The following is a 20,983-nucleotide window of genomic DNA, read 5'->3' on the forward strand; positions in this document are numbered from 1 at the left end:
CTGCAGCAAATAAATATTCATACCAGCCAACAATTTAGTAAATGAAGAAACGCTTCCTGGCGGATTGACGGTGTGCAGGTCTCCTATGTGCATCCCACCACGAACAACAAAACATGTATCAATTACCGCATTCTAACGGCGCTATCACACAGCAGAGGTCAGAGAAGCCGAACAAGATGGAAATTGTCGGGTTCCGCAATGAGTTTTAGGCACGTGAGCGCGCGCTGCGTGAGACAAAGTGCCTGATGTACTGCCGCGCCCAAATGAATACCAAAGTATTTGAGGACGACATTATTCAGGTGGGTATTGTTATCCAGACGTCTGATATCTAGCAACAAAGTGTAGATTTAGCCGGATCAATACAAAAATAGATTCTATACATCGGGAAATATAAAAGCCATTAGCAGCATAACTGTCATTTATGAAGCTAGAACATCTGGCAAAAGTTACTTTGCTTGCGAAGCTATTGAGTTAAACCATGTAGTTGGCAATCTATGGTTGATATCCCAGCGGATGCCGCCTTTTTTATAGTAAGAGTGGAAGTAACTAATATTTTAATTTCTGGCACCCTTAATTTATTGTCTGGTTCAATATATTTTTTAATAAATTTTAAAGGCGGGTGTGAAATTTCTTAAAAGTAATTAAAACGGCAAAGAAAATTCTTATCTTCATTGGTGCTTTTATTGACTTGACGATATGTTCCCTAATCGTGTCAAAAATAGTTATTAACTAAAGGATGGTTGCAATTCCAGATAATAACCCTTTTGATTTCGTGGGTGCCAATTTGAAAAATCCATTTCATTTAAAAGATACATCACTCGTTCAGCTGTTAATAGTACAAGTGCTAAATAGGCAGGTATGGCGCTTGCTATAATTGTATCGCGCTATAACAAAGCAGCTATCATTGGTTTTTATTCTCTGCCTGGAGGGTTATCAATTAGCTCTATCAACAGGTGACTATCTATTAATATCAACCTGTAGATTTTAAAAAAACATGGCGTAAGTAACGCCATGTTTTTGGTTTTTTAAATCTTAGTCATCGCAAATTGATAGATTGGAATGAAGTATAACGTAATTTTGCATTGAGCTATTTATTATGCAGAACTCCTTTCTTTTAATAATGGTTGCATTGCTGTCTTCACTTGATTTTTTCGCCATTTTAATATCACTTGCTCGAGCAAAGGAGAAGTTTACTTTATCAAGGCCAATATTTGCCAAATACATAGAAGTTGTCCAGTCGTACATTTTATTCGATATGTATCTTATAATTGGATAAGATTTGATATTTACAATAGTTGATCTGCTATCAGCCATGGCTCCAATAAATGTTGTATCGGATAATTGCAGTATTGGATCTTTACTTATCTCTAAATATATCAAGTCTGCTATTTTTTCATCCCTTTCGTTTTGCATTTTTATTGTGCTAGCCACAACAAAAGACGTTGTTACAGATATCATTATCATGATAAAAGCCATAATGTAACTGCTTTTAAATCTTGCATATATTATCAAAGAAAGTGCAAAAATAGAGCAGCCAAATGCAGTCAAAACTCTAGGGAGAATCAATGACTCAGCTAATAAAACGTTTGGAATTAATGGTGACACCACAAATATTGTGACTAATAGGATAGTTATTGTGACTCGTAATAAAAATGCTTTTTCTTTCCCTTTATGGGTTATGAAATACGTAGCTAATGAAACCAGTGTAGCAACTAGTATACCTAAAAAAATTAAGTTAGTAAGATTGCCATATGATTTGTTAAATAAATCAAAATATAGGTTAAGATTTTTTAATAGAGAAGAAGCTGGATCGCCTGTTGAAAAAATACTCTCCCCGCGATTTGTTTTTATAGTTAACTTTGTAATTATTGTTATATATAATGCCATTGACACTATAAATATAGCAAAGCCTCTGAGAAGAACCCATTCGCAAACACTATTTTCTTTCATTTTTTTATATAAATAAATAGATGCGAGTATAGTTGGGAAAGCCATTATGCTAGTCTGATATAAACATAAAGAGGCTATTGTCATCAATAAAGAGTAAATGTACCACCTCTTTTGCGACTGATAACAAATGCAAGCTCCCATTATGCAAAAATAAAGCGACATAATCATAGATAGACTATCGTAAGTATATGCCATGTTTTGCACGAAAAAAGGTGTTACATAACATAGTGAGCAAATTGTTAAGGTTATATATGTTGTTTTTTTAAAGGTAGTTTTACTTAAATGTAAAATTGAGTGAGCCATAAATAAGCAAGAAATTATTAATGGAAGCCTTCCTGCATTTACTACCATGCTTGTTGATTGAGAGAACGTATAGAATATCCAATCTGATAGCGGCCTTCCCAGCTGAGACCAGCCATTCCTCCCGGTCATGCTTCTAAAGGTATCATCAACATAATAGATTGATGAAAATACAAATGGCGACGCATATAACAAGCATATAATTAACGCAACAATGTATGAGTGACGTGTATTTAAATGCTCATTCATAAATTTACTCATTTTATTGCCTTGTCCTTCATAATGTATTTAGGTCTGGCCTTGGTCTCTATATAAATTCGCCCGATATATTCACCGAGAACTCCTATCCCAATAAGCTGCACGCCGCCAAGGAACAGAATGGATACCAGGATAGATGGATATCCCCTTACCGGGTTACCAAAAACTACTGTGTCAAATATCATCCATGCGCCATACAGAAATGATGCAGCTGCCACAAATAAGCCGATATAAGTCCACATACGCAGCGGAAAGGTTGAAAAGCTTGTAATGCCTTCCAGAGCCAGATTCCACAGCTTCCAGCCATTAAACTTTGATGTGCCGGCCACGCGCTCAGCCCGGGTGTATTCAACCACATCTACACGGCCGCCTACCCAGGACAGGATACCTTTCATAAACAGGTTGCGCTCCGGAAGGAGTTTGATGTGCTCGACCGTTTCACGCGACATGAGGCGGAAGTCACCAACATTCTCTTCAATCGTTGGCGAGCTGATTTTGTTATGCAGGCGATAGAACCACTCCGCTGTTTTCCGCTTCATATGCCCGTCTGTACTGCGATCTGCACGCTTCGCCAGTACCACATCAGCTCCTGCCTGCCAGCGCTCAATCAGCTGTGGTATGACATTGATCGGATCCTGCAGATCAACATCAATTGGGATAACTGCATCACCAGTTGCATGCTCAAGGCCAGCGAACAGTGCTGGTTCCTTGCCAAAATTACGCGTAAATGACAGCGCTTTAACCAGAGGATCTGACACCGCCAGGGCATTGATAATTGCCTCAGTTCCGTCTTTGCTCCCGTCATTAATAAACACGATTTCTATCTCATGCGCGGTGAGTTCCCGGCGTACTTCCTGATAGAAAATGGGTATCGCGTCTTCTTCATTAAAAACGGGGACTACAAGGGATATCTTCATTTTGCTTCCCTGAAAACGATGTATCGTGAATAGATGAAGCCACAGAACAGGCTTATGGCGGAGAAAACTACCAAGGTAACCAGCGGCGACAATCCCGACTTATCAGCCGCCCAGCCGACAGCAGAGGCCAGAGAGCCCATAAAGGCGACATAAATCATGTAGCGGAGGGTTGTTGTCTCAGAGTTGAACGTCCAGCGGGCATTCGCAAAAAATGAGAACGTTACTGCCACGCAAAAGGCGCCAAAGTTAGCAAGCGACTGAGTAGCATCAGAGGTGCAGAGGATCAGATAAAAGACTGCCCAGTGGATAGCGGTGTTCAGTACGCCGATACTGAGATAGCGCGAAAATAGTTTGAGCATAACGTTTAGCTTAAGTTAAGAGTTGCACGATCTTATACATCGTGAAACAGACTGCAACCCTTTAGGAACAATCGCATAAAAAAAGCTTTGGTAACAGGGTAATCACAACAGCACCACTAAGCGCGAACCATCAGGCCTGCCCCGTGGCTACTGCCTGCTGCACAGAAGCATTGAAGCGCGTTAACTGACACTTCGCATCCAGAACGGTGAAACAGCTACTTAAACCGGGCAGCATGAATCATCGCAGCCTGACAACAGAAAGCGAAGGAGAGTACGCCACTAAATCTGGCCGTTGCACTGGAGAAAACAATCAGCGGGATATGATACGTATATAAGATAAACAGTGTCTATTCTTTCGATATATAGAACAGCGTGATGTGACTTTTGTGGAAAGCAGGATAGCGAACAATTAAAAAAATAATGTCTGCACATCTTAAAGCCAATAGCCTGTGCTGGACATGGATTTTAAAGCTGAGAGACACTTTCTTTCTGATTACACAATAAAAAGCTTAACGTTACCGCTGTTTCTTCAGGAAAGCACAATGCACTGTAGATTAAAACCCGCCGGTAAGCGGGTTTTCAGGCTTTGCCATTACGCAGCCATCTGACGGCACAGTTCTGCACAGTGATGGCAGGCTTTCGCGCATGCCTGGCAGTGATCGTGCTGATGCTGGCCGCACTCATCGCCGCATTTCTGGCAGATCTCTGCACAAAGCTGGCAGAGCGCGGGTGCAAATTCGCTCTTCAGCGTCATAAATTGTGCCGCGAGACGACAGATATTCGCGCACTCCATATCCATGCGGATGCACTCGCGCATCATCTCCAGATTTTCCTCTTCAAGGCATGAAGCGGCACAGTTATCGCAGGCGGCTGCACACAGGTAGCAGGCTTCAATGCACTGTTTGTATTGATCCGGCATATCTTCTCCTTAGTCATCAGGGTTACCTGTTAAGCCTGGAAAAAATATTCGATTATGCAAATTGTGAATACATTAATAATTTTTTCAGCACTACGCTTATTTTATGATTCTGCCTGCGCGCCAGATAGCCAGCTGCGTGAACATTCATCGATTAACGCCTGTAATTCACTCAATTTGTCTTATCCGCTCAGGCTTTACAAAAACATCAGGCGTATTTGCTTGATCGTTTACGGGATCTGCTATTACTGTATTTATATACAGTAATCATTTTGAGACCATGGATATGGAGCTTTTACACCCGGCGGACATCCGCGCCATCCTTGAATTACCGCTTTACGTCAGCCGCGTTCCGTGCGGTTTTCCTTCACCGGCTCAGGATTACGTTGAGCAGCGAATCGACCTGAACCGGCTGCTGGTGCAGCATCCCAGCGCGACATATTTCATTAAGGTCAGCGGTGACTCAATGATTGAAGGGGGCATCAACGACGGCGATATGCTGGTAGTAGACAGCTCAATCAAAGCCGGACACGGTGATGTGGTAGTCGCTTCGGTCTGTGGTGAATTTACGGTTAAGCAGCTTATGCTGCGCCCGTTCCTGCATCTCAGGCCCATGAATGCGGCGCACGCGATCATTGTGATTGAGGACGCCGATCAGTTTGAGATTTTTGGTGTGGTCAGACACGCCATCAAGACGATAGGCCCGTAAATGTTTGCGTTGGTGGACGTTAACGCGTTCTATGCGTCGTGTGAAAAGATATTCCGGCCAGATTTGAAAGGCGAGCCGGTTGTGGTGCTGAGTAACAACGATGGTTGCGTGATCGCCCGGTCGGCTGAGGCCAGAAAGCTGGGCATCAAAATGGGCGCGCCCTATTTTAAAATGAAAGATGAACTGACGCGGCACAATGTGCGGGTGTTCAGCTCGAACTATGCGCTCTATGCCGATATGAGTGACCGGGTCATGACCACGCTTGAGGAGATGGCAACCGCTGTTGAAATCTACTCAATTGATGAAGCGTTCATGGACCTGACCGGTTTTGGACGTTATAAGCCGCTGGAAGCGTATGGCAGAGAGATCCAGCAGCGGATATACCGGGAAATGCATCTGCTGACCGGGGTGGGTATTGCCCAGACTAAAACGCTGGCAAAACTGGCTAACTATGCGGCCAAAAAGTGGACCAAAACCGGCGGGGTGGTGGATCTGTCAGATGCAGAGCGACAGCGCAAGCTTATGGCGCTGGTGCCGGTAGAGGAGGTGTGGGGCGTAGGCGGCCGGCTCAGTAAAAAGCTGAACGCCATGGGCGTGATGACGGCTAAAGATCTGGCTGACCAGAGTCCCTGGGTTATCCGCAGGCACTTCAGCGTGGTGCTGGAGCGTACGGTCAGGGAGCTGCGCGGTGAATCTTGTCTGGAGCTGGAAGCGTTAGCGCCTGGCAAGCAACAGATAGTGTGCTCGCGCTCTTTCGGCTCACGCATCACTGATTATCGCGATATGCGCGAGGCTATCTGCAACTTTGCGGTGCGGGCCGCAGAGAAGCTGAGAACAGAGCGCCAGTACTGCCGGCAAATAGCGGTGTTTATCCGTACCAGTCCGCACGCCAGCGATGAGATATTTTACGGCAATCAGGCGCTCGGCAGGCTGGCGATCCCGACCAGCGACAGCCGGGATATTATCCGTGTCGCGACAGACGCCCTGGATCGTATCTGGCTGGATGGCCGGAGATATATGAAAGCGGGCGTGATGCTGGGCGATTTTTTCAGTCAGGGCGTGGCGCAGCTCAACCTGTTTGATGAGTTTCAGCCGCGTGCAAATAGCGCAGCCCTGATGCAGGTGATGGATAAGGTAAACCAGGAAGGCAGGGGGCAGCTGTGGTTTGCAGGGCAGGGGATCGCGAAACCCTGGGCGATGAAGCGGGAAATGCTGTCTCCGTTTTACACGACGCGCTATGGCGATCTGCCGGTCGCGAAATAACGTCCCTGTTCATCTATCCTGCGCTGGCTTTCAGTTGCCCATATCTTCGGGCGTACGCTGGATCACAATCTCCAGCGCGTTGCGGTAGATATCCTGCTTCACAATATCCTGTTCCGCCTCAAGCCGCATGATCAGTGCCAGAATGATATCTTTGTTAGTCACGCGGATTTTGCGCGTGGTCAGCTCAAGCCGGATTTCAGAGATGATGACGCGTTCACTCAGATACTGCTCACCGGTAGTTTTAAAGTAGTCGCTGAGCTGAGACTCCGGGGTAGCAAGCTGTTTCATATTAAGCCTCACAAAAAAGGGGAAATCGCCTGTGTTATTGTCTGACAGTGGCAGCCATGCATGACCGCCGCGTTGCAATAAAGTTATACAAGGTTTCTGTAGTTGTACAACTATCTCGCCGCTCTTTTGTGTGGTCGTACGTGTAGATGATATGCATCAAAACAGTTGCGCTATTTTTTAGAACGATCATTTCCTTTATAAGCAGCAGGTTAGCCGGGGGCGAAGCAAAACGCGCAGCCTTCACGCGCGCCGGGCTGAAAGAAAAATTTTACGAGCTGGTCACCAGGCAGGAGCAGGCAACGATTATGCGCCCATTTTATTTTGCTAAACGCAGCGCGAAATCTGCAAGTCAGGCTACTTTTAATGCTCAGACCAATAATCAACAGAGGTGCGCATGCACTCACAACAGGTCAGTATCAACGTGTACGCTTTGGCAATCCGTAAACTTGCTGCCGCTCACCAGACAGGGGAAGATCTTAGCGACGTAAAACATCAGGTCGATGCAGTTATTCAGGCGATGAAAGAGGAGATGGCCGTTGATAAAATGGTGCAAATCGAAATGTGGGGTGAGCTGCTGACGATCCTCGATAGCTGCAGCCGCAATACGGCTCATCCTTCGTGGATCACGGTTATCAACCACGCGCGTTACCGGGTCAAGAGCAGAAAAAACACCGCAGTACAGTATTACCGGCAAATCAGCGCCTGATAAAACACTGCCGATCGCGACGATCGGCAGTTACTTTTCAGCCTGGTATCAGGGTTCATCAATGCGGGCGACTTTCAGGTGCGCGCTGTCGCCTTTGCCATAAACTTTACCGCTGACGCGGATTTTGTCCGTGGCGTCATAGGTTTTACCTTTGAAGGTTTCAGCAGGAGCATCGATACGTACGGTGCCTGAGCTGTCGCGGAACTGATAGCTGTGATCGCCCACTTTTTTGATAATGTAACCTTCAAGCGTTACATACCCGCCCTGACGGAAATCGCGGATCAGCGACACGCGCGTCTGACCGGTATCTTCCGATCCTTTATAGCCTGCATCTTCTTTATGCTGCGGCGGTGGCGTTTCACCCGCTTCAAATCCCCCTTTTTCAGCGTAAGCGCCAAAGCTCAGACACAGCATTACAGCAGCCCATGTAGTTTTGTTCATGTCACTCTCCTTGAAGTCAATCGACCCGTTAAGCCTGGCACAGGTTTCGCCAGGGAGCAGGGGCGCAGTGAAATTAATAGAGCAGCAGAACAAAAGGTATACAGCAGAGGGGGAAGCGTTATAGGGCTGCTTTTGCGCGGCCATAAAAAAGCCAGACCGGGTGCTGGCTTTTTTATGGCGCTGAGCAGCCGTCTGGTTATGCTCAGAGCGTTCAGGTCAGCGAGAGCCGGTTACTGATAACCCGATAACCTGAACTGGCAAAGGCATCAGCATCGAGCGGCTCATTTTTGCCTGGCCCAAACCATTGCCGTTTATGCTCTCCCGCGTAATACCACACTTCCGGTTCCGTTGTGGCTGACTCCACCCAGTAATAGCCTTCCTGCATCGTCTTATCCTCCTGCGAGGAATATAGTCCAGCTGCGCTGCGCTTAAAAGCATTGCGCGCCGTTCTGCACAGAAAAATGTGCCGTCAGCGCTCTTCAGGAGGCGTCAGTTTCTCGCTGAGAAGAACAAAGCCCGCGGATTTAAAGCGCGCCAGAGAGAGAGGTATCGGCTCCATCGGCCGGTAAAAGCCGCGCCCCGCATCCCAGAACCAGACTTCTGGCTCAGTTGTTCTGCTACCCACCCAGTAAAAACCCGTTTCCATTAGTGCTCTCCAGAAATGAATGAAGGCACGCCTTCTTAAATTTCCGCAAAATGATGTATCAGGTAAAGTCGATAATCAATCTTGTTTACCGCTTCGCTTATTTTACAACTTACCTTTTGAGGTGCCGAATATCCTCTGCCTCTGCGCAACATACGTATCTGCATTAATCGAAACCGGGCTCCTGTTCATTATGAATCTGAATTTCATTTATCAGGCACGGCACAGCAGAAACCTGTCATCCGGCTTTTACGGCCACTCTGCATAGGCTGCCCGATTAACGGCAACGCAGCACCAGAACAGCGCGAACGTTATCTGGCAGACCTGAATTTAGCGGCCGAAATCGATTTCACACTTTACACAAAGTCAGGCTAAGTTGTACAGTTTTTCAAAGTTGTACAGGTTTGCGTTGGCTGTATAGAAGCGTCTGGCATCCTGCTTCTCTCAGCAAAAATGTATTGCCTTTCGTCTTATTTTTATACAAAAGAGAATGCTCTGCGCAGAGTAAGCTCATGACGGGCAGAACAAATTCGGGCTTTTTGAAAACAGATGGGTTTAAAATAAAAATACAGGGTCTCATCCGACCACATGAAATGTCAAAATATAACTTATACAGATAGAAAATGACTGTATAAGTTAAAGGTCAGGCGTGACGCTATCTCAGACGCCTTGTTATCGTGCGGGCTCAGCCTGAGCAGGGCGCTGAACCAGTAAATAAGCGATGAAGATAAATAATTAACAGCGTAATAATTTACGAAGAACTGCAGGAATAAAACGTTGCAGGGTTGAAGGTAATTTATAACAGCCTATTACCGCAGCAGATTATCCTCTGCGCTTTAAAATTAAATCTATTTTGCAGATAGCTGGCAGGACGACGAGCAGAGTATCAATATATCCCGTCCGGAGTGACAGCTGCTACACTTAACGATGTCGCGAACGGCGGCAGTGAATGTCAGTTCTGCAACAGAGGCGAGCAGGCTTATGAAAGATGGATATTACTGGGTGAAAGATGGCGAGCGCTATCCGGAGGTATGGTTCTATCAGCGGCAGTTTGGCTGGTTTCGTCCCTGCAGCGCGGTGCCGATGACGCAGCGCACCTTTGAAATGATGAAATATGTCATTCTGAGCGAGCCGCTTGATGCGCCTGCAAAGCAGCTGCAGGCGCAGTGAATTGTTGCCAGAGATGCACTTCAGACTGAGGCTATCTGATTTCAGGCCACGCAATTGACGGGAATCCATTCAGCGCCGGTCGCGCAAACAGGTAGCCCTGGAACTGATTAATACCGGCTGCCTCAAGCCACATCCACTCTTCCGCTTTTTCCACGCCCTCGGCAACCACGGCAATTTCCAGTGAGGCGCAGCATTTAATAATCGCGTGGACGATTGCCTGTTTTGGTCCGCTTTTATGGACGTCGCAGATAATTTCACGATCGATTTTTATTTTATCAGGCTGAAACTTTGCCAGCAGGGAGAGGCCGGCAAAGCCGGCACCGAAATCATCCAGCGCCAGACTGATACCGGCCGCTTTTAACTTCCGCACTTCTGCCGTGAACGCATCAGCGCGCGAAATAATTTCATTCTCCGTGACTTCAACCACGATCTGTTCAGGAATAAGGCCGCTGGCGTGGATCTCTGCGAGCAGAAAATCTACGGCATCAGGCACGGTGACCAGCGACATCGGCAGCAGATTGATGGTGAGCGTATGCTGCCCCAGGCCAAGTTTGCTGGCGAGATTGAAGGCCAGGCTTTTTGACTGAATATCTGCCCGGTAAATAGCATCACCGCCGAAAGCAGCAAAATACTCTTCCGGCGCACCGCCGGTAGGCGTGCGGATCAGCGCTTCATAGGCAGCAATACGGCGTGAAAAGGGATCAACAATAGGCTGGAAAGCAAAGCGGCAATCCTGAATCGAGTGCTGAAAATCGTTCAGCTCACACAGCGTCGACTCATCCGCGACAAACTCCCACGTGTTCGCCGGTGGAATTTCAAAATAGTTCTCTTTTTCACGCGCCTCAACAAAGGTGCGTAAAAACTGCAGCGCACGATCGTCGTAGGTCAGCTGGTGACGCGAGGTGCCTTTATCGAGTACGGCCTGCAGCACGCGGCTTCTCTCATGCTGACGCAGATCGAACAGCTCCATACCGGTATTACCAAAGCGGCGCGCGGCGCGAAATCATGCATCAGCTCGACCAGATTATGATGACGGGCATCCTGGCGAATACGATCGTAGATATGCCTGACAGCGCGATCGGGTCCTTCCAGAAGCTGAAAGAAATGCCGGCCGTCAAATAACAGAATGCCGGTGATGTCCGACAGCGCATTTTTGGTGTTTGCGCGGGCCACGATATCTTCAAGAACTCTGACGGGAACGTGTTCATCGAGATGGCTGCGGTAAAGAATAGTGGTCAGCATGCAATTGTCCTGCCGGAACGTTATTTAAGCTTTTACATTAACCGTCGAACGGGCCGGGATGTCCAGCGCACAGAGGATAAATCAGCATAATATTTACCGATTTATCTGATAAACGTAGCGGCAAAACAGGGGTCAATTCAATTTATCAATCGGTCGAAATGAATCTGCATCAACGATAAATATTTTCGATTGAATTGATTAATAAAAAGCGTATCTTAAGCCGCTTTAGCCGGAGGAATAAAATGTTACGTGATTACCTGAAACTGGAATCAGAAGATCGTCTTGTTGAGCAGGATAAACAGACAGCCCGGAACGATCGGGAAGCCATTACCCGCTGGCAGATCACAGACAGCCAGGGCAGGGCAAAAGGGAGCGTCGTGCTGAGCGACAAATTCAACACCCGCCGCTCATGGAACGTGAACTACCGTATTACCCAGATGGATGCATCCGGCCGCATCGTTATCGATCGCCTGACCGATACGCTGTAGCGGGCCGGTGCGGGGTTTTACTGGCCGCCAGCGTGATAGTGCCGGCGCATTTCAGCCAGTACACCGATAATCTGCACCTCATGTTTGTCCGTACTGAGTACGGGATAATCTTCATTCACCGGGCGCAATAAAAAATGCTCTTCATTCTGTGAAGGGGAACGCACGCGCAGCGTTCTGACCAGCGCCTGCCCGGCATACAGCGCCAGCACCACCTCACCGGGCGCTGCAGAGCGTTGTGGTTCAAATATCAGCAGATCGCCGGGCAGAAAAGCTGGCTGCATGGAACGATCGTCCAGCTGAACGGCGACGGCGCTGTCGCTTACCGCACTGTCACAGTAGAGAAAGCGATCGGCTTCCCGCTGCAGCTGCAGGCGGGTTTCATCCAGCCAGCCGGTAACCCGCTGCAGCGTCAGCAGCGGCACAGCCCGCACGCTGCTGTGGCTGCTGACAACCGCAAAGGGTTCCCCCTCACCATCAAACAGCCATGCCGCCGGGCACTGCAGCAGCTCTGCCAGCCGGAGCAGATGCTCGCCACGCGGCAGCGTCTCATTTTTTTCCCATTGTGAAATAGCCACGTGCGAGACGCCGACGTCTGCCGCCAGCTGCTGCTGGGTCAGTTTCAGCATTTTACGGCGTTCGCGAATGCGCTGGCCTGGCGTTTCCTGATTTTTCATCTTGACAACTCCTGAAAGGTTTACTTAAGTATACTTAAATTAAATGATTAAAGTAAACTTAAAATACACTGATCGTATGACTGGCAAGGGGAGGTCAGTGTATTCCGGGCGGAGCCCTTGCCAGTACTGAGAGGTAAGGCATGGAGAGTAGTCTCATCACCAGCGTTGGCGCACTGCTTCTCGGCGGTGGTGCAGCAGCAGTGTTCTGGAAACCATTACTGGCCGGCATTGCCACCATCGTAACCAGCAATCGTGCAGGCGGGGAGATTATCACCAGTTACAAAGAGCAGGTGATGTTACTGAAGGAGAGTCATGCGCTGATGCGACAGGAGAATGATGAGTTGCGCATTCGTCACGATCGCAATTTGCGCCGCATCTCTTCGCTGGAGACCGATCTGCGTCTGATAAAAAATGCGCTGGGCATTTTGCTGGCAACGACTGAAACCGATCACAGCGATAAATTTCGCAGTCAGATCAATCAACTGATTACCACGCTCGAGGAGAACCGTGATGGTGCAGATAAACAGTGAATTCACGATCAGAAATCACCGGCGTCAGCTGCTGCTGGGGGGAATGATGCTGCTGTTATCGCTCATATGCATTGCCATGACCGCGATGTTTATCTACGTCAGCAATGAAGCCAACCAGCGCGTCGAAAATATCCGGGAAGAGTACCGGCAAATCTCTGACCGCCGCGAAGCGCGGGTGGCCGAACTGACAGAACAGCTGGCAGAGCTGCAGCTGAAACTCGACGGCATACTGGTGCGCGAAAAGGTCAGACCGGCTAAACGCAGCAGCTAGCGGCAGGGAGGCAGTGATGAGTATTACCCGTCAGATCGCGGTATGGCTACGGCAGCGGCGATCGTTAACCCAAAAGAAGGAGAGTACCATGAGCGAACAACAGAGCATTAACCCGGCAGCAGCAGCGGATCCACACGATGTTTCTCCGCTGGAGAACTTTGCTAACGAGACGGCACCGGCCAGCGCGGCGGTAACGGAAGAGGTGGCGACGAGCGCAGAGGCGGCCGCGACAACAGAGGAGAGCGTACCGGCTGACGCGACAACAGAGGAGAGCGTACCGGCTGACGCGACAACAGAGGAGAGCGTACCGGCTGACGCGACGGCACAGCCTGTGGCAGACGATCCCCTGACGACGGCATCCGTCAGCGCTGATGCTGCGCCGGCAGAGGTGGCAGCACCTGCTCAGACAGAGAGTGCGTCACCGGCCGCGGCGGCACTGGATGCCGGGGTGAAAGATTTTGTCCAGGCGTTTACGTTTGTTGAACATGGCGTGAGCCAGCTGGGGGAGGCAGCCAAAGCGGAACTGATGACGCTGGCACGCAAATACCTCTGATGCGCAGCTATCTGTACTGACAGGGATGTCAGCCCCGGCCAGAAACCCACTTCCGACTATTCTTAATGCGGCTTCGCTATTATCGACTATCTTTAATCACTCAGACGTTATTTTAACGGGCAAAACAAGCAAAAAGGAAAATAGCATGAGCGATTCAGAAGCGATTAAAACCAAACCTGAGTACCTGCGCGATGTTACCTCACAGCTTAAAGAGATGCGTCACTACGCGCAGACCAACACTGAAACGCTCTCTGCACACTGGCTGGCGTTTGATGCGGGCGAGTACAAAGATAAAGAGTATGCAGGGCGATTTGAGCAGCTGATCAATGAGCAGAGTAAACTGCTGGAGAATATTGACCAGACTATTCAGGATTTAGAGATTGCGGTTAACCATATTGAGCAGGAGAGCTAACCGCACACGGCAGGGTGGCCTAGTCGGCCACCAGCCACATATCCGCCTCATCAAACATCTCTTCGACAATGCGCGCAACGGTCGCTTTATCGTTTTTGCTTAAATCGGTATCGATTCCGTTGCGCTCCATCGGTTTTACCCGCACTTCAGCTTCCGGAAACACGCGCTGTACCCGCTTTTCGAGCTCAGCCTGAATCATCTCGCGCGCGCCGGGCAGGCCAGCGACGTTACGCTTGTCATAAATCAGCTCTACAAACATCAGAACCATCCATCAAATAAGGTCAGGGCATCATATTACTGTAAATAAAAACAGTAGCAAGGGGTGCGGGCGGTGCAGGCGGAAAAAAGTGTACGCATCAGCGGAGTGAGGAAAAGCGCTGGAAAAAGCCGGGGAAAAAATGAACCTCTGGAAGTGGAAAACCAGCACCACTTCCAGAGGTGGCGCATACGCACCATTCGTTAAGGGACAATCCTTGACGGTTGTCATGCTGCGTAACTTATACAAAAATATTCCTTTGTACAACTATATTTTTTCTGTTGTACAACTTTGCGCGCTGCCGTGCAGTACTAAAGCTCGTTCTTTATACAAAACTCTTCCCACGTCATACCCAGCGCCTCAGCGTGCGTCTTCAGATAGGCTTCAATCGCCTCTGCGGCAACCGCTTTATCCGGCTCGGCGAGCTGAATAGAGAACAGAATACCATCCAGTTTTTTCTGCCGGATAAAGGCCGCGTAAATCCGTTCGGCATGCCAGTCGCGCAGTTCACGCAGTGACATATTTGCCGCGCGGGCGTCGCTTTCGCTCAGCTCATCCAGCGCGGCCTGAAAGGTGGGGTGGGCGGTGAAAAACAGGCTGCGCGCCAGGCTATAGTACTCTTCAGGGGTTTTCATGCTCGGTTCCGGGTCGTTAACTCGGCGCATAGTGTAACTGCAACCTGCCGCGTTGTCAGGCGCGCCGGGTTTTGCTGCAGATCGCTTGCCTTACGCCTGAGAAAAATTATACCGTAGCCGCCATTAACGCGAGGACAGGGAATCAAAATGAAAAAGTGGATCGTGCTGGCCGCCGTCGCACTCAGTGGGTGCGCGCAGATTAACAGCTACAGTGATGCGGTAAAAACCCCGGCGCCGGCCGCGCTGCAGGGCAACTGGCAGACCGCCGGGCCGCAGAGCAAGCTGATCAGCGGCCAGGCGCTGGGCAGCCTGATTATCACCGCCGACGGCGACACGCTGGATTGCCGCCAGTGGCAGCGGGTGATTGCCAAACCGGGCAAGCTGACCCGTCTGAGCGACAACTGGGTCAACGTCAATCGCCAGTCGCGCGTGATGCCGCTGGTGCTGGAAAACGGTGAGTTGCAGTATGATGGTCTGCGCCTGCGTAAAGTGGAACAGCCAACCGTGGAGTGCCAGCAGGCGCTGGAAGAGGTAGCGAAGCGGCCCGATGAGGCGGTGATTCAGGATATTGAGCCAGAGCTGATGAAACCGGTTGCGGCGCACACCGCGCAGTAATGCAGTAAGAGACCCTCTCCCGGCGGGAGAGGGCAGGCATTCAGCCGTGCGGCAGCCAGACGTCACCCTGCTGACCGTAAGCGCGCATCACCGACTTCTGTACTGAGGACTGGCTGACCAGCCGCGTCAGCTCATCCATGCGCGCCTGCAGCAGGCGTTTAACTTCGCTCTCATTATCCAGAATATGACGCAGGACCGGACGCAGCTGCTCCTGCAGCTGGCCTGAGGGCGGCGTGGTTTCCGTACTCTGCGCCAGACGCTCCACCGCACTGACGTAATCCATTTCGTGAGTAATTAAATCGTCCCACTCGCCGCGGCTGGCGTGGCGCAGCATGCCGTGGCTGAGGGTGAGGATCTGCTGATAAGCCAGCATCAGGTGCGGTGCAGTATTCATAACATAGCGTCCTAAGAATTAAGATTAAGCGACTTCTTTCCAGGCATCAGCGATATTGCGCAGCAGCGTTTCAACCTCTTCCAGCGCTGGCACGTCGTTGCGGATGTTTGCCTCAACCAGACGGCGGACCATATAGGAGTAGAGGCCGATAAGGTTCAGCGTCAGCTCATCGCCTGAGGCTTCGTCCAGGCCCTGTTTCAGGCCCGCTTCGATAATATTGATCGCTTTCGAGATGGCGTTGCCTTTGCCCGGGATGTTGCCATCCTGCATAAACAGACGCGCGCGCACCACGGCGCTGATGGCGCCATCAAACAGCAGCGTCATCAGCTGCGGTGAGGTGGCGCTCATTACGGCGCTCTCAACGCCAATTTTTGCATAGGCCTGCGTGCCATTTGCCCCGTACATGGTCACTCCTTATTTTTTCGAGCTGCTGGTCATGCTGTCAAACTGCTGCGTCAGGTAGTCGCTGGTGCTGTTGAGCTTGCTGACGGCGAGATCCAGCTGGGTAAACTGGGTTTTGTAGCGCGCAATCAGGTCGTTGATGCGCGTGTTCATATCGTTGTACTTCTGCGTCAGCTCATTCAGCGTTTTGCTGACGCCATCTTTGGCGGTCTGGATCGGACCTTTGGTGGCGAGCCAGCTGGTGAGGTTTTCCGCCAGGCGCGTGGTAATACCGGTTTTTTTCCCGTCGCCGACGACCATCTCTTTGATGCCGTCCGGATCTTTCGCCAGCTCGGTTTTTAGTTTGTTTGCGTCCAGCGTCAGCGCGCCGGAGGTGGGATCGGAGGTAATACCAATCTGCGCCAGCGTTTTATAGGCGGAGGAGCTGGCGGAGTTGGTCAGCAGCCCCTTGATCTGCGTCTGAATGCTGCGCAGGGTGCTGTCGCCGACCAGCGCGCCGTTGCTGGCATCCTGGGCGTCAGCGCCTTTTTCCACCGCGGTAAATTTGGTCAGCGTACTGAACTGATCGAGCAGCGTGTTATAGGCGTTAACAAAGTTGGTCACCGCAGTGGTGGCCCTTGACGTGTCCTGCGCCACGGTCAGCGTCTGGTTGCCGCTGGTGGTCGCGGTCAGATTTAATGAAATCCCTTCCAGCGCGTCACTGATGCTGTTGCTGCTATTGACGATCGGAATATTGTTTACGGTGAGCTCTGCGTTCTGCGCCGCGACGCTGACGCTGAGTTTGTTGTTCGCTGCGATATCATTTTCATCAAAGCCGACCACTGCCTGCAGCGCGTCGTCGCCGCTGACGCTGACCGCCGACACGGCGTTTGCCTCACCGGTTTTGGTCGCGGTCAGCGACAGACGGTACTCGCCCTCATTGCTCTTAATAATGCTGGCAGAGACGCCGGCGTTCGCTTTATTGATCGCATCGCGCATGCCGGTGAGCGAGGTCTGGTCGCTGGTGAGCGCAATATCTTTGCTGCTGCCGTCGGCAAGCTTAATGGTCAGGGTGCGGCTGGCGGCGCTGTCGCCGAGCGCGCTGCTGTTGCTGCTCTGCGCCGCTGAGGTCAGCGTCTGCGCCTGCGCCAGCTGCGTCACGTTAATACTGTACTTCCCCGCCACAACATTACCGGAGGTGGTGGCGCTGAACGCCGTGCTGCTGCTGGTTGCGGTGGTGGCGCTAAAGACATCGGCACTGTTGAGCGCGCTGTTGGCGGTCTGGAACGCAGTCAGCGCGCCTGAGAGCGTGCCGTAGGCGCTGAGTTTCGCGGTATAGGCGCTCTGCTGGGTAGTAATCGGCTTTAGGTTCGCTTTTTCGGCATTGGTTAAGCTATCGAGAATATCGCCAAGCTGCAGGCCTGAGCCGACGCCGAGGGAAGAGATGCTGGCCATATAGTTTCCTTTTCCTGTCGCTGCAAAGAGTGAATAGCGCAATTATCGGCGTCAACGCGGCAAAGTTTAGAATTAATCACCAGTGAGTAATAAACGGAATAGAGGGGCGTAACGGAGGTAATTCGGGCGCTAAAAAAAAGGTAAGCGGGGCTAAAGAAGCGCAGGCGGGTGGCGATAACCAGAAGCATGGCGGGTGAAGCGATAAAAATTCACCCGGTCCTAAAAAAAATCTAAAGGTTGTTCCGGGGCAGACGATAACAACTTTGACGGCGATGAAGCCGACGGGTTGAAGCCCACACCTTAACCGAAAGACTTGATTAAACAGGAAACTTTATCATGGCCCAGGTCATTAACACTAACAGCCTCTCGCTGATCACTCAGAACAACATCAACAAAAACCAGTCTGCTCTCTCTACTTCAATGGAGCGTCTGTCATCGGGTCTGCGTATCAACAGCGCGAAAGATGACGCAGCAGGCCAGGCTATCGCTAACCGTTTCACGTCTAACATCAAAGGCCTGACTCAGGCAGCCCGTAACGCCAACGACGGTATCTCAGCCGCGCAGACCACTGAAGGCGCGCTGTCTGAAATCAACAACAACTTACAGCGTATCCGTGAGCTGACCGTACAGTCGCAGAACGGCACTAACTCTGACTCAGATCTTTCTTCAATCCAGGATGAAATCAAATCACGTCTGGATGAGATTGACCGCGTATCGGGCCAGACCACGTTTAACGGCGTAAATGTGCTGGCAAAAGATGGCAGCATGAAAATTCAGGTTGGCGCCAACGATGGCGAAACCATTTCTATTGATTTGAAAAAAATTGACTCAAGCACATTAAAACTGGACACATTTAGTGTAGCGCCAGCGACAGTATCAACTTCAGCTTCTACTGCGCTAAAAAGCGAAGTTACTCCGGCATTAACAAACGTAAAAGTTGCAGATGGTGAAACTTCTGCTGGTGATAAAACTTTTGGTGCTACTTATGCTACTGACGATGTAGCAACATATTTTTCTGGTGCAGTTGATACTAAAGATACAACCAATGCAACCGGCACTGCCGACACAAAAGTTTTCCAACTTCAAGTTGAAGGTCAGACATACTTTGTTGCTCAAGATGGCGATACAGCTGGCAATGCATTCAATGTATTGAAGCAAACTGAAACAGGATATGAGAAAGTCCAGGTAGAAGGCAAAGATGTACAGGTTGCTAACTTTGGTGGCCGTGTAACAGCATTCGTGAATGATGGTTCTGGCAATGCAAAATCAGTGGATTTGAAAGCAGGTACAGCAGGCAAAAATCTTGCTTATAACGATTCACCAATGTCTGTTTACAGCGATGGCAAAAACCTGGATGTAAAACAGGTGCTTGATAAAGATGGCAATGCCGTTGCTGGTCAGTATGCAGCTAAAAATGCTGATGGCACTTTTTTGGCTGTAAACGTTGATACCGCAACAGGTAATACATCAGTTATCAAAACTGCTGACGGTAAAAATGTTGAATATGCAATGGATTCAAAAAACACGGCACAACAAGTTATCCGTGACGGCGATAAAGTATATAAGGCAAATATAACGGGCTCCGGCACTGCATCTCCGGCAGCTACAAAAGGTGATGAAATTGCTTCATCTGAACTTAAAGCTATGACTACTGCTGACCCGCTTGCAAAGCTTGATGATGCTATTTCACAGATTGATAAGTTCCGTTCTTCACTGGGTGCTATTCAGAACAGTCTGAACTCAGCAGTGACTAACCTGAACAACACCACCACTAACCTGACGGCTGCTCAGTCTCGTATCCAGGATGCGGACTACGCAACTGAAGTGTCAAACATGTCTAAAGCGCAGATCGTTCAGCAGGCGGGTAACTCCGTGCTGGCGAAAGCGAACCAGGTTCCACAGCAGGTTCTCTCTCTGCTGCAGGGCTAATCGCTCTCCGCGTAAGCATCAAAACCCCGCTCCGGCGGGGTTTTTTTTGCGTATAAAACCGCAGCTGTCTGCTACAGCCTGCCGCCGCGCGGCCGATAATCTGTTACAGAACCATTCCGCTATAGGTCACGTTTTCCACTCAGGGAGGGGCGATGCGCTTCAACTACGATCTGTTACCGGGTGAGCTGCTCTCGTTTGAGGAGATCGCGCTGCGTTATGCGCAGCAGCATCCCGGCGAGAAGGCGCTTACCGCACGCGGCCTGCTGAGTCCCCCGGTGAGCTATCGGCAGCTGACGATCCGCGCGCTGTTTGCGCAGCAGGCGCTGAACAGCCCGCTTGAGGAACTGCTGTTTATCAGCGATGACAACGAGCACAAAAATTATCTGCGCCGCTTTGAGCACTACCTGAAAACGCAGCAGGCGTTTCTCTATTTTCGCCGCAGCGATGACGTGAGCCAGCGGGCGCTGGAAAGTGATGGGCGAGAGCCGGGTCTATGCGATGCTCGATCCGCACTCGGCGGCGGCGCAGAACCTGCTCACCAGCCGGGGCTACCGGCTGGTGCTGATGCGTCAGCAGGAGGAGGAGGCGTACTGGCAGCTGTTTGACGCGCAGGCGCACCCCTGTTTCCCGCTGTCGCGCGCGGTGCAGTTTATCGTGGTGCTGAGCACGCCGCAGCAGCCGGCACCCGCCGCCGTGATACCCGGCACCGAAGTCGGGCGGCGGGTGAAAACCCGCGTGCTGCAGCACGCCAGCCAGGCGGCGTTTCTGGCGGCGGTGAAAGCGCGCTACGGCGCCTGCGTCATCACCGGCACGCCGCTCACTGAACCACACGGCTGGCCGTGGGTGGAGGCGTGCCATATCAACACCGACGAGAGCGATGCGGGGCTGCTGGCGGATAACAGCGTCGATAACGGCCTGTTTTTACGCAGCGATCTGCAGCGCCTGTTCCGCAATAAACTGATTAGCATTGATGGTGAAACCGGGCAGGTGATGCTCAGCGCGGCGCTGGAGAGTGAAGCGGCAGACGGTTTCGCTTATCAGCCGCTGGCGGGCAAAATCTGCGCGCTGTGGCCCGCGGTGCCGCCTGCCACAAGGCAGCGGTTGCAGCAGCGCAACAGATAGCGTCCGCAACGGCGGTGCCCGCCACCGCCATCCATCACTAATTTGAAATAACCTCGCTTTTGCCCGCCTATTCTGCCAATCGAAACCGCTACAGAATTGGATAATC

Annotated in this window: 25 protein-coding genes and 2 pseudogenes; 12 read left to right on the forward strand and 15 right to left on the reverse strand. The window is 50.5% G+C overall.

Annotated features, from left to right (window positions below):
* Positions 1-1,032 precede the first annotated feature (1,032 nt).
* From HA43_RS07555 to HA43_RS07570, 4 genes are all read right to left on the reverse strand, one after another.
* Complete coding sequence (locus HA43_RS07555; protein WP_094111334.1) at positions 1,033-2,511, reverse strand: glucosyltransferase domain-containing protein; 1,479 nt, start codon at positions 2,509-2,511, stop codon at positions 1,033-1,035.
* The gene (locus tag HA43_RS07560; protein ID WP_094111335.1) at positions 2,508-3,425 is read right to left on the reverse strand and encodes a glycosyltransferase family 2 protein; all 918 of its coding nucleotides are present in this window, start codon (positions 3,423-3,425) and stop codon (positions 2,508-2,510) included. The genes HA43_RS07555 and HA43_RS07560 overlap by 4 nt, the downstream gene beginning before the upstream one ends.
* Positions 3,422-3,784, reverse strand: coding sequence for a GtrA family protein (locus HA43_RS07565; protein WP_094111336.1), 363 nt, complete (start codon positions 3,782-3,784; stop codon positions 3,422-3,424). The genes HA43_RS07560 and HA43_RS07565 overlap by 4 nt, the downstream gene beginning before the upstream one ends.
* Positions 3,785-4,376: 592 nt before the next feature.
* Positions 4,377-4,703 carry a four-helix bundle copper-binding protein gene (locus HA43_RS07570; RefSeq protein WP_094111337.1) on the reverse strand — a complete coding sequence of 109 codons (327 nt, stop codon included), beginning with the start codon at positions 4,701-4,703 and terminating at the stop codon, positions 4,377-4,379.
* 283 nt (positions 4,704-4,986) lie between these two features.
* Here HA43_RS07570 and umuD point away from each other — a divergent pair, with 283 nt between their 5' ends.
* Both umuD and umuC read left to right on the forward strand, forming a co-directional pair.
* Positions 4,987-5,409, forward strand: a complete 423-nt coding sequence (gene umuD / locus HA43_RS07575) for a translesion error-prone DNA polymerase V autoproteolytic subunit (RefSeq protein WP_071668089.1) — start codon at positions 4,987-4,989, stop codon at positions 5,407-5,409.
* Entirely contained in the window at positions 5,410-6,672 is a 1,263-nt protein-coding gene (umuC, locus tag HA43_RS07580) for a translesion error-prone DNA polymerase V subunit UmuC (RefSeq protein ID WP_094111338.1), read from the forward strand. It begins immediately after the preceding gene.
* Between the two features lie 30 nt (positions 6,673-6,702).
* On the opposite strand, the gene HA43_RS07585 is transcribed toward umuC, so the two are convergent.
* A complete protein-coding gene (locus HA43_RS07585; protein WP_065649031.1) occupies positions 6,703-6,960 on the reverse strand; it encodes a biofilm development regulator YmgB/AriR family protein in 258 nt (85 codons plus the stop codon).
* A gap of 394 nt (positions 6,961-7,354) precedes the next feature.
* Between HA43_RS07585 and HA43_RS07590 the strand changes: the two genes are divergently transcribed.
* Complete coding sequence (locus HA43_RS07590) at positions 7,355-7,666, forward strand: hypothetical protein (RefSeq protein WP_039385086.1); 312 nt, start codon at positions 7,355-7,357, stop codon at positions 7,664-7,666.
* A 48-nt stretch (positions 7,667-7,714) separates the two neighbouring features.
* Here HA43_RS07590 and HA43_RS07595 read toward each other — a convergent pair whose 3' ends face one another.
* From HA43_RS07595 to HA43_RS18845, 3 genes are all read right to left on the reverse strand, one after another.
* Complete coding sequence (locus tag HA43_RS07595) at positions 7,715-8,107, reverse strand: YgiW/YdeI family stress tolerance OB fold protein (RefSeq protein WP_094111339.1); 393 nt, start codon at positions 8,105-8,107, stop codon at positions 7,715-7,717.
* Positions 8,108-8,318: 211 nt separating this feature from the next.
* The gene (locus tag HA43_RS18840; RefSeq protein ID WP_158086435.1) at positions 8,319-8,492 is read right to left on the reverse strand and encodes a hypothetical protein; all 174 of its coding nucleotides are present in this window, start codon (positions 8,490-8,492) and stop codon (positions 8,319-8,321) included.
* A gap of 84 nt (positions 8,493-8,576) precedes the next feature.
* Positions 8,577-8,753 (reverse strand): hypothetical protein, encoded by a 177-nt coding sequence (locus HA43_RS18845; RefSeq protein WP_158086436.1) that lies wholly within the window; start codon positions 8,751-8,753, stop codon positions 8,577-8,579.
* Positions 8,754-9,731: 978 nt separating this feature from the next.
* Here HA43_RS18845 and HA43_RS07600 point away from each other — a divergent pair.
* Complete coding sequence (locus HA43_RS07600; protein ID WP_039385080.1) at positions 9,732-9,920, forward strand: hypothetical protein; 189 nt, start codon at positions 9,732-9,734, stop codon at positions 9,918-9,920.
* 31 nt (positions 9,921-9,951) lie between these two features.
* Here HA43_RS07600 and HA43_RS07605 read toward each other — a convergent pair.
* Positions 9,952-11,162, reverse strand: a pseudogene (locus HA43_RS07605) (diguanylate phosphodiesterase).
* A gap of 242 nt (positions 11,163-11,404) precedes the next feature.
* Here HA43_RS07605 and HA43_RS07610 point away from each other — a divergent pair.
* The gene (locus HA43_RS07610) at positions 11,405-11,650 is read left to right on the forward strand and encodes a hypothetical protein (RefSeq protein WP_039385074.1); all 246 of its coding nucleotides are present in this window, start codon (positions 11,405-11,407) and stop codon (positions 11,648-11,650) included.
* Between the two features lie 17 nt (positions 11,651-11,667).
* Here the strand turns inward: HA43_RS07610 and HA43_RS07615 are convergent, their stop codons facing one another.
* Complete coding sequence (locus HA43_RS07615; protein ID WP_094111340.1) at positions 11,668-12,324, reverse strand: helix-turn-helix domain-containing protein; 657 nt, start codon at positions 12,322-12,324, stop codon at positions 11,668-11,670.
* Between the two features lie 140 nt (positions 12,325-12,464).
* On the opposite strand from HA43_RS07615, the gene HA43_RS07620 reads away from it, so the two are divergent.
* From HA43_RS07620 to HA43_RS07635, 4 genes are all read left to right on the forward strand, one after another.
* Positions 12,465-12,854: a hypothetical protein gene (locus HA43_RS07620; RefSeq protein WP_039385067.1), complete on the forward strand. Its 390-nt coding sequence runs from the start codon at positions 12,465-12,467 to the stop codon at positions 12,852-12,854.
* Positions 12,835-13,125: a hypothetical protein gene (locus tag HA43_RS07625; protein WP_094111341.1), complete on the forward strand. Its 291-nt coding sequence runs from the start codon at positions 12,835-12,837 to the stop codon at positions 13,123-13,125. The genes HA43_RS07620 and HA43_RS07625 overlap by 20 nt, the downstream gene beginning before the upstream one ends.
* A gap of 88 nt (positions 13,126-13,213) precedes the next feature.
* Positions 13,214-13,678: a hypothetical protein gene (locus HA43_RS07630; RefSeq protein ID WP_094111342.1), complete on the forward strand. Its 465-nt coding sequence runs from the start codon at positions 13,214-13,216 to the stop codon at positions 13,676-13,678.
* A 145-nt stretch (positions 13,679-13,823) separates the two neighbouring features.
* On the forward strand, positions 13,824-14,090 hold the full coding sequence (locus HA43_RS07635; protein ID WP_039385065.1) for a hypothetical protein: 267 nt from the start codon (positions 13,824-13,826) through the stop codon (positions 14,088-14,090).
* Between the two features lie 19 nt (positions 14,091-14,109).
* Here the strand turns inward: HA43_RS07635 and HA43_RS07640 are convergent, their stop codons facing one another.
* Together HA43_RS07640 and HA43_RS07645 are read right to left on the reverse strand one after the other, a co-directional pair.
* Positions 14,110-14,349 carry a DinI-like family protein gene (locus tag HA43_RS07640; protein WP_039385064.1) on the reverse strand — a complete coding sequence of 80 codons (240 nt, stop codon included), beginning with the start codon at positions 14,347-14,349 and terminating at the stop codon, positions 14,110-14,112.
* A gap of 308 nt (positions 14,350-14,657) precedes the next feature.
* Positions 14,658-14,981 (reverse strand): DUF6388 family protein, encoded by a 324-nt coding sequence (locus HA43_RS07645; protein ID WP_039385062.1) that lies wholly within the window; start codon positions 14,979-14,981, stop codon positions 14,658-14,660.
* Between the two features lie 147 nt (positions 14,982-15,128).
* On the opposite strand from HA43_RS07645, the gene yedD reads away from it, so the two are divergent.
* The gene (gene yedD / locus HA43_RS07650; protein ID WP_065649043.1) at positions 15,129-15,596 is read left to right on the forward strand and encodes a lipoprotein YedD; all 468 of its coding nucleotides are present in this window, start codon (positions 15,129-15,131) and stop codon (positions 15,594-15,596) included.
* Between the two features lie 40 nt (positions 15,597-15,636).
* Here the strand turns inward: yedD and fliT are convergent, their stop codons facing one another.
* The 3 genes from fliT to fliD are packed head-to-tail and all read right to left on the reverse strand — an operon-like array spanning position 15,637 to position 17,826.
* Positions 15,637-15,990 (reverse strand): flagella biosynthesis regulatory protein FliT, encoded by a 354-nt coding sequence (gene fliT, locus HA43_RS07655; RefSeq protein WP_094111343.1) that lies wholly within the window; start codon positions 15,988-15,990, stop codon positions 15,637-15,639.
* Between the two features lie 24 nt (positions 15,991-16,014).
* Positions 16,015-16,395: a flagellar export chaperone FliS gene (gene fliS, locus HA43_RS07660; RefSeq protein WP_094111344.1), complete on the reverse strand. Its 381-nt coding sequence runs from the start codon at positions 16,393-16,395 to the stop codon at positions 16,015-16,017.
* Between the two features lie 9 nt (positions 16,396-16,404).
* Complete coding sequence (fliD, locus tag HA43_RS07665) at positions 16,405-17,826, reverse strand: flagellar filament capping protein FliD (protein ID WP_094111345.1); 1,422 nt, start codon at positions 17,824-17,826, stop codon at positions 16,405-16,407.
* 336 nt (positions 17,827-18,162) lie between these two features.
* Between fliD and HA43_RS07670 the strand changes: the two genes are divergently transcribed.
* Entirely contained in the window at positions 18,163-19,755 is a 1,593-nt protein-coding gene (locus tag HA43_RS07670; protein ID WP_094111346.1) for a FliC/FljB family flagellin, read from the forward strand.
* Between the two features lie 152 nt (positions 19,756-19,907).
* Positions 19,908-20,877, forward strand: a pseudogene (locus HA43_RS07675) (HNH endonuclease signature motif containing protein).
* The last annotated feature ends 106 nt before the right edge of the window (positions 20,878-20,983 follow it).

The organism is Pantoea eucrina (genome assembly GCF_002095385.1).
Taxonomy (GTDB): Bacteria; Pseudomonadota; Gammaproteobacteria; order Enterobacterales; family Enterobacteriaceae; genus Pantoea; species Pantoea eucrina.

Excerpts from the sequence above, each read along its gene's own strand:
- HA43_RS07555 (WP_094111334.1), bottom strand. The coding sequence starts at position 2,511 with ATGAGTAAATTTATGAATGAGCATTTAAATACACGTCACTCATACATT.
- HA43_RS07635 (WP_039385065.1), top strand. The coding sequence starts at position 13,824 with ATGAGCGATTCAGAAGCGATTAAAACCAAACCTGAGTACCTGCGCGAT.
- HA43_RS07640 (WP_039385064.1), bottom strand. The coding sequence starts at position 14,349 with ATGTTTGTAGAGCTGATTTATGACAAGCGTAACGTCGCTGGCCTGCCC.
- fliT (WP_094111343.1), bottom strand. The coding sequence starts at position 15,990 with ATGAATACTGCACCGCACCTGATGCTGGCTTATCAGCAGATCCTCACC.
- umuC (WP_094111338.1), top strand. The coding sequence starts at position 5,410 with ATGTTTGCGTTGGTGGACGTTAACGCGTTCTATGCGTCGTGTGAAAAG.
- HA43_RS07630 (WP_094111342.1), top strand. The coding sequence starts at position 13,214 with ATGAGCGAACAACAGAGCATTAACCCGGCAGCAGCAGCGGATCCACAC.
- fliD (WP_094111345.1), bottom strand. The coding sequence starts at position 17,826 with ATGGCCAGCATCTCTTCCCTCGGCGTCGGCTCAGGCCTGCAGCTTGGC.
- HA43_RS18845 (WP_158086436.1), bottom strand. The coding sequence starts at position 8,753 with ATGGAAACGGGTTTTTACTGGGTGGGTAGCAGAACAACTGAGCCAGAA.
- HA43_RS07645 (WP_039385062.1), bottom strand. The coding sequence starts at position 14,981 with ATGAAAACCCCTGAAGAGTACTATAGCCTGGCGCGCAGCCTGTTTTTC.
- umuD (WP_071668089.1), top strand. The coding sequence starts at position 4,987 with ATGGAGCTTTTACACCCGGCGGACATCCGCGCCATCCTTGAATTACCG.
- HA43_RS07625 (WP_094111341.1), top strand. The coding sequence starts at position 12,835 with ATGGTGCAGATAAACAGTGAATTCACGATCAGAAATCACCGGCGTCAG.
- fliS (WP_094111344.1), bottom strand. The coding sequence starts at position 16,395 with ATGTACGGGGCAAATGGCACGCAGGCCTATGCAAAAATTGGCGTTGAG.
- yedD (WP_065649043.1), top strand. The coding sequence starts at position 15,129 with ATGAAAAAGTGGATCGTGCTGGCCGCCGTCGCACTCAGTGGGTGCGCG.
- HA43_RS07565 (WP_094111336.1), bottom strand. The coding sequence starts at position 3,784 with ATGCTCAAACTATTTTCGCGCTATCTCAGTATCGGCGTACTGAACACC.
- HA43_RS07590 (WP_039385086.1), top strand. The coding sequence starts at position 7,355 with ATGCACTCACAACAGGTCAGTATCAACGTGTACGCTTTGGCAATCCGT.
- HA43_RS07670 (WP_094111346.1), top strand. The coding sequence starts at position 18,163 with ATGGCCCAGGTCATTAACACTAACAGCCTCTCGCTGATCACTCAGAAC.
- HA43_RS07600 (WP_039385080.1), top strand. The coding sequence starts at position 9,732 with ATGAAAGATGGATATTACTGGGTGAAAGATGGCGAGCGCTATCCGGAG.
- HA43_RS07595 (WP_094111339.1), bottom strand. The coding sequence starts at position 8,107 with ATGAACAAAACTACATGGGCTGCTGTAATGCTGTGTCTGAGCTTTGGC.
- HA43_RS07615 (WP_094111340.1), bottom strand. The coding sequence starts at position 12,324 with ATGAAAAATCAGGAAACGCCAGGCCAGCGCATTCGCGAACGCCGTAAA.
- HA43_RS18840 (WP_158086435.1), bottom strand. The coding sequence starts at position 8,492 with ATGCAGGAAGGCTATTACTGGGTGGAGTCAGCCACAACGGAACCGGAA.
- HA43_RS07620 (WP_039385067.1), top strand. The coding sequence starts at position 12,465 with ATGGAGAGTAGTCTCATCACCAGCGTTGGCGCACTGCTTCTCGGCGGT.
- HA43_RS07570 (WP_094111337.1), bottom strand. The coding sequence starts at position 4,703 with ATGCCGGATCAATACAAACAGTGCATTGAAGCCTGCTACCTGTGTGCA.
- HA43_RS07610 (WP_039385074.1), top strand. The coding sequence starts at position 11,405 with ATGTTACGTGATTACCTGAAACTGGAATCAGAAGATCGTCTTGTTGAG.
- HA43_RS07560 (WP_094111335.1), bottom strand. The coding sequence starts at position 3,425 with ATGAAGATATCCCTTGTAGTCCCCGTTTTTAATGAAGAAGACGCGATA.
- HA43_RS07585 (WP_065649031.1), bottom strand. The coding sequence starts at position 6,960 with ATGAAACAGCTTGCTACCCCGGAGTCTCAGCTCAGCGACTACTTTAAA.